Annotated in this window: 11 protein-coding genes; 7 read left to right on the top strand and 4 right to left on the bottom strand. The window is 64.9% G+C overall.

All coding sequences use genetic code 11. The annotated features are described in order from the left end of the window. Window positions 1-2: 2 nt before the first annotated feature. Window positions 3-974: an alpha/beta fold hydrolase gene (locus MKL01_RS13725; protein WP_243905769.1), complete on the bottom strand. Its 972-nt coding sequence runs from the start codon at window positions 972-974 to the stop codon at window positions 3-5. Between the two features lie 826 nt (window positions 975-1,800). On the opposite strand from MKL01_RS13725, the gene MKL01_RS13720 reads away from it, so the two are divergent. From MKL01_RS13720 to MKL01_RS13710, 3 genes are all read left to right on the top strand, one after another. After that, window positions 1,801-2,493 (top strand): glutathione S-transferase N-terminal domain-containing protein, encoded by a 693-nt coding sequence (locus MKL01_RS13720; protein WP_243905768.1) that lies wholly within the window; start codon window positions 1,801-1,803, stop codon window positions 2,491-2,493. A gap of 89 nt (window positions 2,494-2,582) precedes the next feature. Continuing rightward, window positions 2,583-3,770: an adenylate/guanylate cyclase domain-containing protein gene (locus tag MKL01_RS13715; protein WP_243905767.1), complete on the top strand. Its 1,188-nt coding sequence runs from the start codon at window positions 2,583-2,585 to the stop codon at window positions 3,768-3,770. 181 nt (window positions 3,771-3,951) lie between these two features. After that, the gene (locus MKL01_RS13710) at window positions 3,952-4,440 is read left to right on the top strand and encodes a response regulator (RefSeq protein ID WP_243905766.1); all 489 of its coding nucleotides are present in this window, start codon (window positions 3,952-3,954) and stop codon (window positions 4,438-4,440) included. Window positions 4,441-4,704: 264 nt separating this feature from the next. On the opposite strand, the gene MKL01_RS13705 is transcribed toward MKL01_RS13710, so the two are convergent. Both MKL01_RS13705 and MKL01_RS13700 read right to left on the bottom strand, forming a co-directional pair. Then, on the bottom strand, window positions 4,705-4,962 hold the full coding sequence (locus MKL01_RS13705) for a hypothetical protein (RefSeq protein WP_243905765.1): 258 nt from the start codon (window positions 4,960-4,962) through the stop codon (window positions 4,705-4,707). Next, on the bottom strand, window positions 4,959-5,858 hold the full coding sequence (locus MKL01_RS13700; protein ID WP_243905764.1) for a Ku protein: 900 nt from the start codon (window positions 5,856-5,858) through the stop codon (window positions 4,959-4,961). The genes MKL01_RS13705 and MKL01_RS13700 overlap by 4 nt, the downstream gene beginning before the upstream one ends. Window positions 5,859-6,063: 205 nt before the next feature. Here MKL01_RS13700 and ligD point away from each other — a divergent pair, with 205 nt between their 5' ends. From ligD to MKL01_RS13675, 4 genes are all read left to right on the top strand, one after another. Next, window positions 6,064-8,595, top strand: coding sequence for a DNA ligase D (gene ligD, locus MKL01_RS13695; protein ID WP_243905763.1), 2,532 nt, complete (start codon window positions 6,064-6,066; stop codon window positions 8,593-8,595). A 531-nt stretch (window positions 8,596-9,126) separates the two neighbouring features. After that, entirely contained in the window at window positions 9,127-12,201 is a 3,075-nt protein-coding gene (locus MKL01_RS13685) for a GAF domain-containing protein (RefSeq protein WP_313901463.1), read from the top strand. A gap of 81 nt (window positions 12,202-12,282) precedes the next feature. Beyond that, complete coding sequence (locus MKL01_RS13680) at window positions 12,283-12,444, top strand: YqaE/Pmp3 family membrane protein (RefSeq protein ID WP_243905762.1); 162 nt, start codon at window positions 12,283-12,285, stop codon at window positions 12,442-12,444. 80 nt (window positions 12,445-12,524) lie between these two features. Further along, window positions 12,525-12,773: a hypothetical protein gene (locus MKL01_RS13675; RefSeq protein ID WP_243905814.1), complete on the top strand. Its 249-nt coding sequence runs from the start codon at window positions 12,525-12,527 to the stop codon at window positions 12,771-12,773. A gap of 8 nt (window positions 12,774-12,781) precedes the next feature. On the opposite strand, the gene MKL01_RS13670 is transcribed toward MKL01_RS13675, so the two are convergent. Continuing rightward, the gene (locus tag MKL01_RS13670; RefSeq protein ID WP_243905761.1) at window positions 12,782-14,947 is read right to left on the bottom strand and encodes an ATP-binding protein; all 2,166 of its coding nucleotides are present in this window, start codon (window positions 14,945-14,947) and stop codon (window positions 12,782-12,784) included. Window positions 14,948-14,986: the final 39 nt, after the last annotated feature.

Genomic DNA, 14,986 nt, shown 5'->3' with positions numbered 1-14,986 from the left:
TGTCACGCCGCTTCGCGGACCGGCTGTGCTGCGCGGTCGATCGCGGCGACGACCGCGTCCGGTGCGAGATGCTGGATCATGTGGCCCATGCCGGGGACGATGATGAGATCGCTGTCGGGCAGCTCGCTGTGCAGGCGCTTCGACTGCCGGTCGACGTCGGCGATCTGATCGTCGCCGCCGGCGATGATCACCACCGGGAGCTTGAGGTCGCGGTAATGCTTCTCAAGCTCGACCGTGACCGGCGTCATCAGCACGGCGTCCTCCGCCGAGGCACGCAGCTGTAGCGGGCGCAGCATCATGGCCTTCGGGAACTCGCGGTCGAAGCGCTCCGTGACGGCGGCGGGCGCGAACATGGCCTTGATCAGGGCGGGCTGCATGAGCCGTCCAAGCACGGGCGACACGGTGTGGCGCATCAGGTCGCCGATGCCCGGGATCGCGACCGGGGAGGACAGCATGACGTCGGCGCGCAGCGTCGGATAGTAGTAGCCGGAGGCCAGGACGAGGCTCCGGACGAGCTGCGGGGCCTGAAGTGCGAGGGCAACTGCGACCAGCGCCCCCCAGGAGTGACCGAGCACGACGGCTTGCGTAACGCCGAGCTGCTGGAGCGCCTTCTGGAACAGCGTGGCGTGGGCGCGCGGCGTCCAGAGCCCGCGCGGACGGTCGCTGTAGCCGTAGCCGGGCCGGTCGATGATGATCACCCGGTAGCGCTTGGCGAGATCGTCGACGATGCCGCTGACCAGGAAATCCTGGATCATCATGCCGTTGCCGTGGATCAACACGAGAGCCGGTCCGCGTCCGCGCTCGACATAGTGCAGCCGCACCCCGTCGACGGTGATGAACTCACCGATCGGTGGGGTCTCGTGCTCGGCGTCCCGCGTCTTCACGGCCGTGTAGAACGCCGATGCGGCGAGGGCTGCCGCTGATCCGAGCACGGTCGGAGCAAGCCACGCTGGGCTGTCGAAACGTTGCGTCATGGTGGGCTCCTGGATGGTGAGCAAGGCGCGTTGTGATCGGACCATCACCGTGGCGCGACGGAGCCTATGCGGACGGATGTACGACCTGCGGAGCAGACCCGTGGCGGCCCTCCCTCGCGGGATCGGGACCGTATCCTTTCGCATCCGCAGCGGATGCTGCAGTGCAACAAGTCCAACGCCCGCTGCTGCTGAACGATCCGTCCCATCCGAAGGATTGTTGGCTTGCGCCCTCTACGGCCGGCCACGGTTGCGATAAGATCGACCGTGAGTGGCTGTCCGTGATCGCCGGATTATTCAGACAAGCGCGGGCGAAGATTGCCGAAGCAGCAGGATCAAGCGAGCGATCTCGAACAAGCATTTTTGCCGCATCGGTTCACGTCGCATGATCACTGTGCGTGATAACCAAGCTATACCAAGACGATCACCGATGTATGCAAATTCGCCTATCGAATACAGGGATCGAGATCTCGGCGATCGAGCGCGGTTCGCGACTGACCGAGCGCTGCTAAGGACCGCATCCGACCCCGAGCAGGCTTTCACAATGCCTGCTGCGGGACATTCCGGCTTGCTGGTCTGCTATGATTGGTTCGCTCGAGAAAGTTCGTGTTGGATGCTCGCAATGAACATCCAAACAGACCGGTGGCTACGGTTCGCTCAGGCCATACCTAAACCGACCTACGTTGCGCGCAGGCACGCGCGGCCACTCAGTAAAAATACTTTATTCGATCGGCTTCTAGACTAATATATCGTGCCAAATCACACGTACGGCATCCAGTTGAATTGCATATATCAGTCTTGACCCACGTATTCGGGGCGGGAGGCGACTATGCGCTTGTACGTGATAAAGATCTCGCATTTCTGCGAGCGAGCGCGTTGGGGCCTCGATCATCAAGGCATCCAGTACGACGAGCGTGCATGGATGCCCGGCTTGCATGTCCCCCTCGCTCGTCGTTTGGCAAAAGACACCTGCCTCCCGATCCTCGCCACTGACAATGGCGTTGTGCAAGGAAGTGGTGCCATCCTGACCTGGGCGCGTCTCGACGGCGGCGATGCTTCCTTGGAGCACCGCTTTGAAACCGTGATCGGCCCTCTCATCCGCGAGTATTTCTACTCGGGCACGCTTCACGACCCGCGCTCCGGTGTTCGAGACGTACTGCTTCAAGGTGTTTCACCTGTCCAAGCAGCTCTCGGCCGCATCGGTTGGCCTGTGATCCGGCATGCGATGGCCGCTCACATGGCCATACAACCGACGCGTCTGCCCGAGCTTGAGCGCCGTATCGATGATGAACTCGATTGGGCGGATACTCTACTCGCAAACGGCGGCCCGCTAAGCCGCGACGATTTCGGAAGAAATTCGATTACGGCGGCCAGCATCTTAGCACCTCTAGCGCGGCCGGATGCTCTACCCCTCCACCGACAGATTTGCCTTCCGCCTGACATGGAACACGCCTTTGAACGTTGGCACGCTCATCCGGTCTTGCATTGGGTATCCGACACGTATGCTCAATATCGGCACTGAACGAAGTGCCGGACTGGCGGACGAACTACAATCGTGGCACAGACTATAGTGCCGACGGTTGATTCCATTCGTCGGCGAGCCCGACGCGCATGAATGTATCCGCCCTCTCGCGATGGATCATCGAGCACGCCACGGGCAGTGACGACTGGCACGGCTTGCTCGACGGTACGTGCCGGGCACTGGTCGCCATGGACTTGCCGCTCTGGCGGGTCAGCCTCGGCACGATGACCCTCGACCCGAGCACCCGTGCGTTCAGCCTTCATTGGTATACGGGGCAAGGGGTCTCGGCTTGGAGACCGGATCCACACGGCCCCGTGCGGGAAGCCGCGTTTCAGCGCAGCCCAATCCAAACCCTCGTTCAACGCGGTGAGAATATCGGACGCTGGCGGCTCGACGCGCTGCGGACCGATAATGATCTACCCCTCCTGCATGAACTCCGTGCGCAGGGAGGGGCAGATTACGTCTTGCATCGGTTCGCCTTTGCGCCGGGCACCGCCCTGACTGGCGGGATGATCTCATTCGCTACGCAGCATGCCTCCGGCTTCACGGAAGCCGATCTCGCCGCCATCGAAGCGCTGCGGCCCGCGCTCGGTCTGGCCATGGCCAAGCTCAATCTGTCACAAACGCTGCGCGAAGTGCTGAGCATCTACGTCGGGCGCACGACCGGTGCACGTGTACTTGAAGGGCAAATCCGGCGTGGACAAGGTCGTACTGTTCCGGCGGCGATCCTGTTCATGGACTTGCGCGGCTTCACAACGCTGACCGACCGTAACGATCCGCTGGCGGTCGTCGGCTGGTTGGACGAGCACTTCGACGCGCTTGGAAAGCCCGTGACCGAACGCGGTGGCGAGATCCTGAAGTTTGTCGGGGACGGTTTCCTGGCGATCTTCCCGATCCAAGATCCTGCTGCGCGACCCTGCTCAGTTTGTGACGATGCCCTGGACGCCGCCACGGATGCGCTGCACGCCAATACCGCCCTCAATGCGCGTCGCCAGACGGCCAACCTGCCGGAACTCGCAGCCGACTTGGTTCTGCATTTTGGTGAAGTCGTCTATGGAAACGTCGGCAGCGATCGGCGGCTCGATTTCACGGTCATCGGCCGGGCGGTCAACGAAGCGAGCCGGATCGAGGGACAGTGCGAGGCACTCGGACGCGCACTGCTAATTTCGGACGCCTTCGCCGCACGTTGCGGTCGCCCGCTTGAAGAGGTTGGGACTGTTAGACTGCGTGGTTTAGCCAATCCACAACGCGTCTGGAGCGTAGCCAGTCTGTTTTAGCATACCCAAACCATACCGTGCGCACCCTCGCGATGGGCCGCTGCGGGATTAGGCATTCCACACTTGGTGCCATAGTATACCCGTTGGCTCCGAATTTAATGGAGCGGCGACATCGCCATGCCGGAGTGCTCCGAGGCTCCTCGTCCTGACGACTGTAAGTCTGGAGTCAGGAGTAGGCCCGGTGATCGTCGAGAGCAGACCTGTTGCCCTCCTCGTCGCGGAAGCGATCCCGCTCCTGCGTATGCTCACTTCCGAAATGCTGTCCGAGGCAGGCCTCCGGACTATAGAGGTGCGCACAGCTGTTGAGGCGTTGGTAGTACTCGAGGAAAATTCCGCGGTGCGCATGCTGATCACAGGGCGGAACATCATGGGCGGCGGCGTTGCCCTCGCTCACCTCGTTCATCACCGTTGGCCAAAGGTTGGCATCGTTGTCACCTCAGGAGCCGGAGCGGATCTCTACCCCGAGTTGCCGCCGGGCACACGCCTGCTTCGCAAGCCGTACAACTTTGAAGACCTCATTCACGAGGTGGAAGCTGGCCTCGCAAAGATCCAGGAGGAACTCTCCGCCGCTCCCGTACTGCCGGTCGGTGTACCGCCTCATACAGGGACAGAGATAAGCAGCGGCATGGGAGCTGTTGCCGCCCCCACTACAGAGCCGGACAAAACATAACCACCGCTCTCCTCATTTCTCATGCTGGATCACTCGACGCCGACAAGGACCGCCCGGATGCGATGCGCGCGCTCACCGGTCGCGAGCATGCGCAAATGGCGGTCTGCTATAGGTGCACCCAAATCACACCAACCGCTACTGGATTGAACGTCCGGTTCCGGCCATAGGGCCGAAGTCCGCTCACCACCGTTTGCAGTCCTTCGCATGGGGTACGGATCGTGAGATTTTGACCAAGAGCGCTTCCGCGCAGTATTGCCTCTCAGGCTATTTATCTGCCGAGCGCAGCAACACACCGCGTCCTGCGAGCGTTTTAAGGACGGCCTGCTCGCGAAGGTCTGCTACCTGTTCAACGATCGCGACTGCGGGGGTCTCCTCCTCGAGCCATGCCACCGCACTCTCGGCGTCGGCAAATCCGAGAACATCGTAACCCTTCTCGCTCAGAAGAAGGCAGTCACGGTCTCGCTGCTCGGCCCCATGCGACAGAACCAGGGCGAGCGGCCGATATCGCAGCTTCGCTCTCATGCAGCCTTCCTGGCTTTGGAAGCGGGCTTGCGTGCGGTCTGCTTCGATCCGGCCGCTCGTTCCGAGCCCGAAGGCTTTCTTGCCGACGGCTTCGCTGTCGTGGTCGACTTTTCGGTATCGATGCTCCGCTTGAGCGCTTCCATCAGGTTGACGACGTTGCCGGAGGTCGGAGCTTCGGCCTTGGCGCGTCCTTTGCCCTTCGCAGGCTTCGACGCCTTGCTCTTGACCAGAGTGATTAGCGCCTCCTCGTATCGGTCCTCGAACTTCGAGGGATCGAACTTCTTCGTCGCACGGGAGATCAGCTCCTCAGCCAACGCGCGCATCTCGTCCGTGGGCTTGCCGTCAGGCATGTCCTCGAAGTACGCCGTCGGGGACCGGATCTCGTCCTGGTAGCGCAACAGCGTCGCCAGCAGGCCTTTGCCGTAGGGTTCGAGCAGAACAACCCGCTCGCGCTTGTAGATGACGAGCCGTCCGAGGCCGGCCATGCCCTTCTTATTCATCGCGTCGCGGATCACCGCAAAAGCCTCGCGCGAGACCTTGTCCTCGGCGGCGAGATAGTACGGCCTGTCGAGGTAGCGCTCATCGACTTCCTCGCGCTTGCAGAACGCCTCGATGTTGATCGTGTGCGTGCTTTCCAGCGCGATCTCGCTGAGCTCGTCGGCCTCGATCGGCACGAGTTCGTCCTTGGCGACCTCGCAGCCCTTGATCTGGTCGTCGCGATCAACGGGTTCGCCCGTCACCGCGTCGACGATGAGCTGCTTGATCCGGTTGCCGGTCTCACGATTGATCGTGTGACACTTGAGATCACTCGAGGAGCTCACCGCCGGATACAGCCCGACCGCACACGAGACGAGGGAAAGTCGCAGATGACCTTTCCAATTGGCACGAGCCGCCACTGCCGCCTCCAACATTCACTCAGGTGTTCACGAGTCTCGTCGGATCTGAACAGAGTCGATCTCGATTTCGTCGACTCAACGAGGAGTCAGATCGACTCGTTCCGCCGCCCCGTCACCTGTGGATAACTTACGAATGCTGGGTGATCAGAGTGATTACGGAACTTCTGTCGGAACCCCGGGGCGAGCGTCGCCGTTGCCGAAAGCTATGGTCAAGCTCCTCGAACCCTATCGCGCCAAGCGGGATTTTGAGGTCTCTCCCGAGCCACTGGCGCGGCGTGGCCGGAAGGCCAAGAAGGCCCGCTTCGTGGTGCAGAAGCACGATGCGACACGCCTGCACTACGATCTGCGGCTCGAGAGCGACGGCGTGCTGAAGAGCTGGGCGGTGACGCGTGGACCGAGCCTGGTGCCCGCCGACAAGCGCCTGGCGGTCCAGACGGAGGACCATCCCCTCGATTACCTGCGCTGGGAGGGTGCGATCCCGAAGGGCCAGTACGGCGGCGGCACCATGATCGTCTGGGACACCGGACACTGGGAACCGGTCGGGGACCTCGCGGCCGGATTGGCGAAGGGTCACGTCGAGTTCGTCCTCCACGGTCAGCGGCTCAAGGGCCGCTGGCATCTCGTGCGGATGAAAGGCCGCGGTAGCGAGAAGAAGGAGCCGTGGCTGCTGCTGAAGGCCGAGGACGAGCATGCGCGTGTGAAGGGCGACGCAGACATTCTCACGGAACACGACACCTCGGTCCTCTCGGGCCGCACCAACCGTGACCTCGCGTCAGGCGGACCAGTCAGGGCCGATCACGAAGCTCGTGCACACGTCGCGGCCAGCCGGACCACGAAGGGGGCGACAAACCGGTCCACGCGTGCGCGCAAGGCGATCCTCCCGCCCTTCGTAGAGCCGGCGCTGGCGACCTTGGTCGACGCCGCGCCGTCCGGCGATGGTTGGCTGTACGAGATCAAGCACGACGGCTACCGGATGCAGGCACGCATCGACGGCGGCTCCGTCAAGCTTCTGACGCGCTCGGGCCTCGACTGGACGGCCAAGTTCAAACCGGTCGCGGCGGCGCTCAAGGCACTGAAGCTGCCCTCCGCTCTGATCGACGGGGAGATCGTCGCTGAGACGGAGAGCGGCGTGTCGAGCTTCTCAGCGCTGCAGCAGGCGCTCACCTCGGGCGAGATCGGGCGGGCGGTCTTCTACGCCTTCGATCTGCTCTACCTGGATGGGAAGGATCTGCGCGCTCTGCCGCTGATCGAGCGCAAGGACCTGCTGCTGCAGAGCCTCGACGACGCAGGTCCAGACAGCCGCATCCGGTTCAGCGAGCATCTCGTCGAGGACGGCGCGGCCATGGCTCGCCACGCCTGCAAGCTTGGGCTGGAGGGCATCGTCGCCAAGCGCGCGGATGCGGCCTACCGCTCAGGGCGAAGTGATCTGTGGCGCAAGGTGAAGTGCACCCATTCCGAGGAGTTCGTCATCGCGGGCTACATGCCCTCGACCTCGGCGGCCCGCTCCGTCGGTTCGCTGATTCTCGGATCGTATGAGGGCGAGAGCCTCGTGCACGTGGGACGGGTCGGGACCGGGTTCAGCAATGCGGCTGCGCGCGATCTGTGGACGCAACTCGACCCGTTGCGGCTCAAGGCTTCGCCCTTCAGCGAAGAGCTGCCCCCGCTCGCGCGGCGCAATGCGAGATGGGTCGAGCCGCAGCTCGTCTGCGAGGTGACATTCCGAGGCTGGACAGCCGACGACCAGCTGCGGCACGCTTCGTTCAAGGCGCTCCGGCCGGACGTGCAGCCGCACGAGGTCGTCCGGGAGGCAGCGGTGAAGCGCGCGAAGCCCGACGCACCGAACTCACAAGTGAAGAGCGCACCGAGCGATGGCGTGAGGCTGACACATCCCGATCGCGTGCTGTGGGACGATGTCGGGCTGACGAAGGAAGGCCTAGCCGCCTACTACGCCGAGGTCGCCGAGCACATTCTGCCCCACGTGGTCGACCGACCGCTGTCGCTCGTTCGATGCCCCGACGGCGTCGGCTCGTGTTTCTACCAGAAGCATGGCTGGGCCGGGATGGATGACCGGCACCTGCATCTCGTAGGGGCCGGCTCCGAACAGGCGGTGGTGGTCCGCGATGGCGACGGTCTCCTCGCCTTGGTGCAGGCGAGTGTTCTCGAGATCCATCCCTGGGGCGCAAAGGCCGCCGATCCGGATCGGCCAGACCGCTTGGTCTTCGACCTGGATCCCGGCGAGGGTGTCAGATGGGGCGATCTCGTGGCTGGCGCGCTTGAGGTCCGCGAGCGGCTCGACCGTTTGGGGTTTGCGGCCTTCGTCAAAACCACGGGTGGCAAAGGTGTTCACGTCGTCGCCCCCCTTAAGCCGCAGGCAACCTGGACCGAGGCCAAGGCCTTCACGAAGCGCCTCGCCTCTGCGATGGCCAAGGACTCACCTGAGCGCTACGTTGCGACCGTCTCGAAGGCAGCTCGAGACGGGCGGATCTTCGTCGACTACCTGCGCAATCAGCGCGGTGCGACTGCCGTGTCTGCCTTCTCGACCCGTGCTCGGGCCGGAGCGCCTGTGTCAGTCCCCGTCAGCTGGAACGAACTTCCCGCGCTCGGCTCCGGCGCACGCTTCAGCGTCGCGAGCGTGCCGGGTCGCCTCGCCGCGTTGAAGCCGGATCCATGGGCTGACTTTGCCCGTGCAACGCGTCCGCTTGATTTGGCTGGGCATCGAACGAGAGCCTTGCGGTGATCGCGGCAGCCCCACACAGGACTTGGTGGCAGCATCGTGTTCGGCACAATCGGCCTCGCCGGCCCGCCGTCGTGGAAGATTGCTGGACTGTACGCCGAGCCGCCTCCTGATATGGCGCTTCGTCTTCACGGTGATGGCGGCGCGGTCGAGCGGGTTGCTTCGCGCAGCAAAGTCCAAACGCTGAAACCCACGAAGCTGTTGTCAGAGCAGTCTGCTTTGTCAGACCCGGTGTCACGATCTCATAAAGCGCGAACGTGATACGGCTCGGTCTTCTGAGCGCCTGACGAAGGGGTCAATAGCGACATAAGCCTGGCTGCTAGCGATATCGCCGTCTCGTTCCTGATAGGGTGATTGGTGCCTTTGTTTCCGCACGACCACGTCAATTGCTCCACACCCTCATTCATGCGACTGCGGCGCATGGACAGAACACCGATCCGCTGCATCAATCCGACTGACGTGTCGGGGGCAGATCATCGTCCCCCATCGACGCGCGTGCGGCCTGGGGCCGAGCGCGGTCCGGTCTGAACCGTCATGTCGTTTACGGCCGCTGTCGTCCAGGATCCATCCCGGCTCGCTGCGCTCACCGCGCTCGACATCCTCGACACCGTTCCCGAGGAAGGTTTCGACGACATCGTCCGCTTGGCCGCACGCCTATGCGCGACGCCCGTTGCCCTCGTCAGCCTCGTGGCCGCTGACCGCCAGTGGTTCAAAGCTCGGGTCGGGTTCCCGGACTGCGAGACCGACCTCAATTCCTCGGTCTGCAAGTTCGCGCTCACCGAGCCCGACCTGCTTATCATACCGGACCTGGCCGTCGATCCGAGGACTGCCGCCAACCCGTTGGTGACAGGGGAGCCCGGCATCCGCTTTTACGCGGGCGCTCCGTTGCGGACATCGGAGAGGCAGGTCCTGGGCTCGCTGTGCGTGATCGACCTCGTGCCGCGTCCCCAGGGCCTGACACCGGAACAGGCCGATGACCTGCGTGCGCTCGGACGACAAGTCGGAGGTCTCTTGGAGCTGCGCCGCGGGCTGCGGCAGCGCGACGGACTGATCGCCGAGCAGGAAGGATTGATCCGGGAGCGGGAGGCTTATGCCCGCGCCCTGGCTGCGGTTTCGTCGGGCGACGGCGACCTCGATCTCATCCTCGACGCCGTGCTGGCCGGGGCCATGGATGCCTTGCCAGCCGCCGAGGGCGGGGTCATCGAACTCATCGACGGCGACGCTTTGGAATACCGCGCCGTACGCGGCAGCCTCGACCCGCACCGCGGATTGCGGGTACCCCTGCGCGGCAGCAGCTCCGGCGAATGCGCACGCGCCAATGCCCCGATCCTTTTGACCGACGCCCAGGTCGATCCGCGGGTCGGGAAGCACCTGATGCGGGTGATCGCCATGCGCTCGGCCGTGCTCGCCCCGATCGCTCGCGCCGGCCAAGTCCTGGGCGTACTCAAGCTCCAAGCGACCACGCCGGACGTGTTCTCGCAGCGCGATCTAGAACTGGTGCAGCGCTTCGCCATGGCGGCCTCGGCCGGTCTGACAGAGGCACGCGAGGTCTCGATCCAACGCGCACTGGCGATGAGCGAGGAGCGGTACCGGACCCTGTTCGACACCATCGATCAGGGCTTCTGCGTCATCCGCTTTATCGACGGCCCGCACGATCCCTGGAGCGACTACGTCCACGTCGAGGCCAACGCGGCGTTCGAGCATCACCTCGGCATCGCGCACGTCGCTGGGCAGACGCTGCGCGATATCGCCCCCGACAGCGAGACCGGCGGGTGGCTCGAGCGCTACGGCGACGTGCTGCGCACGGGCCGTCCCGCGCGCTTCGACCGCATGTTCGCGCCGACCGGGCGGCACCTCGAAGTCTCCGCTCATCGCGTCGAGCCGGCGAGCCGGCGTGAGGTCGCGGTGCTGTTCACCGACATCACCGCCCGCAAGGTGGCAGAGGCCGCGCTGCGTGCCAGCGAGGCACTCGCCCGGGAGAACGTGCAGCGCGTGCAACTCGCGCTTGCGGCGGGCGCGATCATCGGCACTTGGTTTTGGGATCTGCCGAGCGACCGCTTCACGGTCGATGAGGCGTTCGCGATTGCGTTCGGCCTCGATCCGGCCCTCGGACGGGAGGGCATCCCGCTCGCCCAAATCGTCGCGACCGTGCACCCCGACGATCAGGATGGGCTGTCGGCGGCAATCTCAGAGGCCATCGCCCGAGGCGGCGCATATGCGCATCAGTACCGCACGCGGCGCGCGGATGGGATCTACTACTGGCTGGAGGCGAATGGCCGGGTCGAGCACGCGCCCGACGGCACGCCACTAAGCTTCCCCGGCGTGCTCATCGACGTGGAGGCGCGCCGTGCCGTGGAGGCGGAGCGCGACCGGGCGGCAGCCGAACTGCGCGTCCTCAACGAGACCCTCGAGCAGCGCGTCGCTGAGCGGACGGCGGAGCTGATGCGGGCCGAGGAGCAACTACGGCAGTCGCAGAAGATGGAGGCGGTCGGGCAACTAACCGGCGGTCTCGCGCACGACTTCAACAACCTGCTTGCCGGTATTTCTGGTTCACTGGAATTGATGCAGGCCCGGATGGCGCAGGGTCGGTTGATGGATATCGACCGATACATGACGGTTGCGCAGGGGGCGACCAAGCGCGCCGCCGCGCTGACGCATCGCCTGCTGGCCTTCTCCCGCCGCCAGACCCTCGATCCGAAGCCGACCAACGTGAACCGCCTCATGGCGGACATGGAGGAATTGATCCGGCGCACCATTGGGCCGGAGATCGCGTTGGAAGTGGTCGGGGCAGCGGGCCTGTGGCCGACGCTGGTCGACCCGGGACAGCTCGAGAATGCGCTGCTCAACCTGTGCATCAACGCCCGCGACGCCATGCCGGACGGCGGCCGCATCACCATCGAGACCGCCAACAAGTGGCTGGATCGACCGTCCGCGATCAAACACGAGATCCCCGAGGGGCAGTACCTATCGGTGTGCGTCACCGACACCGGGACCGGCATGACCCCGGAGGTCGCGGCGCGGGTGTTCGAGCCGTTCTTCACGACCAAGCCCATGGGCCAGGGTACCGGTCTTGGGCTGTCGATGATCTACGGCTTCGCCCAACAGTCGGGCGGGCAGGTACGGATCTACTCGGAAGTCGGGCAGGGCACGACCGTTTGCCTGTACCTGCCGCGGCACTACGGAGAGACCGAGGAAGACGAGGCCGTAGACCGGCTGACCCAGGCAGCTCGCGCCGGGCAGGGCGAGACCGTGCTGATTGTCGACGACGAGCCGTCCGTGCGGATGCTGGTGACCGAGGTGCTGGAGGATCTCGGCTACACGGCGATCGAGGCCGGTGACAGCGTCGCCGGGTTGAAGGTCTTGCGCTCAGACGTCCGCATCGACCTGCTGGTGACCGACGTCGGGCTACCGGGCGGCATGAACGGGCGGCAGATGGCCGACGCGGGGCGCATGCAGCGCCCTAGCCTCAAGGTCCTGTTCATCACCGGCTACGCGGAGAACGCGGCGGTCGGCAACGGGCATCTCGCGCCCGGCATGCAGATCTTGACCAAGCCGTTCGCCATGGAAGCGCTCGCGTCCCGGCTCAGGGATCTGATCCAATCGCCGTGAGCGTGCCGAGAGCGTGATCGTCACGCCAGGAACGATCTGAACCAGGTCGTGTTCGGTCACAGTTCTGGAGACCGACACCGCATGGTTATGATCCTCATCTGTATCCTCGCGCCATGGCTTGCCATGTTCCTGCGCGGGAAGGTCGTCCAGGGGATCCTGTGCATCCTTCTGCACATCACCCTGATCGGCTGGATCCCGGCGACGATCTGGGCCCTGGTGGTCACTCGGAAGGAAGCGACTTGACGCACGTCGTTCCTCCGGACTCGAGGATCGAGGATCACACTATGCGCGCGCGTCGGAGATCAGCAGGCAAGGCCGCATCGATGCTCAGCTTGGGCACCGAACTCGCGATGCTCGGCGTCGAGGCGCAGATGGTCATCGGCCAGCGGATGGCGATGTTCATGCTTGGCGGCCCGAAGGCGCGCAAAGAGGCGCGGCTGATGGTGACCGAGAAGGTCAAGGCCGCCGGCGAAGCCGCGGCGACGATCGCCTTGGGCGGGACGCCGCGCAAGGTCGTGCGCGGCTACCGGCGGAAGGTTCAGGCCAATCACCGGCGACTGAGCAAGGGCTGAGCGCCGCCTCAACCGTTCAGGATGCGGCGTCGCCGCTGCCAGGTCGCGGCCTTGCGCAGGACGCGGGAGAGCTGCTCGACCGAGTACGGCTTGTGCAGCAGCTCGAACCCATAGGTGCCATTCTGCGCGAGCACGTGGCTGTAGCCTGAGGTCAGCACCACCGGCAGATCGTGGTAGCGCTTGCGGATCTCCTGTCCGAGCTCGATCCCGGTCATGCCCGGCATCACCACGTCGGAGAACACCACGTCGAAGCGGCCGGCATCCTCGGCGAGCTCTGCGAGGGCCTGAGCCCCATCGGTCGCCCAGACCGTTGTGTAGCCGAGTTCCTCGAGCGCCTGGGCCGCGAACGCCCCGACATCGGTGTTGTCCTCGACCAGCAGCACGCACGTGCCGTGGCCGTCGACCAGTGACTCCACCGCGCTCGCTACGACCGCCGCGCGGCTCATCCCGGCGACCCGCGGCAGGTACAGCGTGAATGTGGAGCCCTGTCCCGGCGTGCTGCTGACCCGGATCTCGCCGCCCGACTGCTTCGCAAATCCGAACACCTGGGAGAGGCCAAGCCCGGTACCATGGCCGACACCCTTTGTCGTGAAGAACGGCTCGAAGATCCGTTCCAGGTCGGCCGCTAAGATCCCGATCCCGGAGTCGGTGATCTCGACGGCCACGAATCCATCGCCGGGGGCGGACGAGGCTGCCCCCGGGATGCCGGGGTGCGCTCCGACGGTGACCGTCAGCGTCCCCTCACCGGACATGGCATCGCGCGCGTTGACCGCCATATTGACCAGGGCGGTGTCGAACTGGCTCGGGTCGGCATCGACGAAACACGGCTCGTCGGGCACGCGGACCGCGATGCGGATGCGCGCGCCGGTCAGCGTGCCGATCATCTCGGTGATGGCGGTCACACTCTGGCCGACGTCGAACACCTCCGGCTTGAGCGATTGCCGGCGTGAGAACGCCAGCAACTGTTCGGTCAGCTTGGCGGCCCGTTCAGCTGTCGTGGCGATGGCCTCGACGTAGCGGAGGCGGCGCGGTTCCGGCAGGTTCGGGCGGCGCAGCAACTCGCTCGACGAACGGATCACCGTGAGCAGGTTGTTGAAGTCGTGGGCGACGCCGCCGGTCAATTGACCGATGGCCTCCATTTTCTGCGATTGGCGTAGCGCGTCCTCGGCCTTCAGGCGTTCGCGCGTCTCGGCGTCGAGCGCCTCGACCCGTCCGGCGAGATCCCGTTCGAGGACGGTCCGAGCCTGGGTGAGGACGGCGTTGCGGCTGCGTCGCTCGCGATCCAGGTCGTTCTGGACGCGCCCGTCCCGCAGGATGAGCAGGATCAGCACCGCGACGGTGAGAGAGACGAGGAGGGCCATGGCCATGCCCGGCCCGACCTTCTGCGCGTTGGTGGCGCTCAGCAGCACGGCTCCGAGAACGGGGATGAACAGAGTCACGACGAGTTGCCGCCGCGTCGGCGAGCCGCCGGCCAGGGTGGAGGCGATCACCGCTGCCGTGCCGCGATCCGGTCGGACGACGACCGCCGCGACGGCGAGCAGGAACAGCGCTGTGGCCGTGTGCAGGGCGATCGTGTTGAACGGATTGAACGCGTAGAGATCGCGCACCCCGTAGGCGTAGCCGATCAGGGCCAAGCCGCTGATCAAGCCAGCTAGCCCGGCGCAGGTATCCCCGATCGCTGAGGATTGAACTTGCGCCCGAGCACCGAGCAGCACGCTGATCGCGATGAGCAACAGGCCCGTCGCCGTGGCGATGGACGTTCGCCCAGCCAGGGCCGGGTCGTAGCCGAACAGATCCGTGGCCAGCGGACCGCTGACGGCGTCCACGCCCGTGATCGTGTGGCTTATGAGGATCGCGACTGCGAGAACGAGGACCAGCGCGGACGTGAGGCTGGCGATCCGCCGCCATCCCAGGCTGCTCGCGCTGACAGCGACGGCTGACAGGATCAGGCCGGTCGCGGTGATCACCGACATCGCCTGGAGTGTGGGATGCAGGGTCGTCAGGATCGACCGGTGCAGGGCGTACCCGCTGAGAACCGCGAGGCCGACGAGCACCACCACGGTACTCGATGCCTGCACGAAGCCGATGAACCCGCGAGCAGCCGTGCTGCTGATGGGATCGACCATCTGTGAGGGGCCACCGTCGAGCTTCGCGGAGGCGTTGCGATCGATCATCGACCGTTGATAGCACCGGAGCGCGAACAACCGGCGAAA

Origin of the sequence: Methylobacterium sp. J-070 (genome assembly GCF_022829385.1) — a bacterium.
In the GTDB taxonomy this organism is placed as follows: domain Bacteria; phylum Pseudomonadota; class Alphaproteobacteria; order Rhizobiales; family Beijerinckiaceae; genus Methylobacterium.
The sequence above is the reverse complement of the archived record's forward strand: the minus strand, read 5'-3'. Positions and strand labels throughout refer to the sequence as shown.

Coding starts and splice junctions, on each gene's coding strand:
- MKL01_RS13705 (WP_243905765.1), bottom strand. CDS start 4,962: ATGAGAGCGAAGCTGCGATATCGGCCGCTCGCCCTGGTTCTGTCGCAT.
- MKL01_RS13680 (WP_243905762.1), top strand. CDS start 12,283: ATGGTTATGATCCTCATCTGTATCCTCGCGCCATGGCTTGCCATGTTC.
- MKL01_RS13725 (WP_243905769.1), bottom strand. CDS start 974: ATGACGCAACGTTTCGACAGCCCAGCGTGGCTTGCTCCGACCGTGCTC.
- MKL01_RS13675 (WP_243905814.1), top strand. CDS start 12,525: ATGCTCAGCTTGGGCACCGAACTCGCGATGCTCGGCGTCGAGGCGCAG.
- MKL01_RS13670 (WP_243905761.1), bottom strand. CDS start 14,947: ATGATCGATCGCAACGCCTCCGCGAAGCTCGACGGTGGCCCCTCACAG.
- ligD (WP_243905763.1), top strand. CDS start 6,064: ATGGTCAAGCTCCTCGAACCCTATCGCGCCAAGCGGGATTTTGAGGTC.
- MKL01_RS13720 (WP_243905768.1), top strand. CDS start 1,801: ATGCGCTTGTACGTGATAAAGATCTCGCATTTCTGCGAGCGAGCGCGT.
- MKL01_RS13685 (WP_313901463.1), top strand. CDS start 9,127: ATGTCGTTTACGGCCGCTGTCGTCCAGGATCCATCCCGGCTCGCTGCG.
- MKL01_RS13715 (WP_243905767.1), top strand. CDS start 2,583: ATGAATGTATCCGCCCTCTCGCGATGGATCATCGAGCACGCCACGGGC.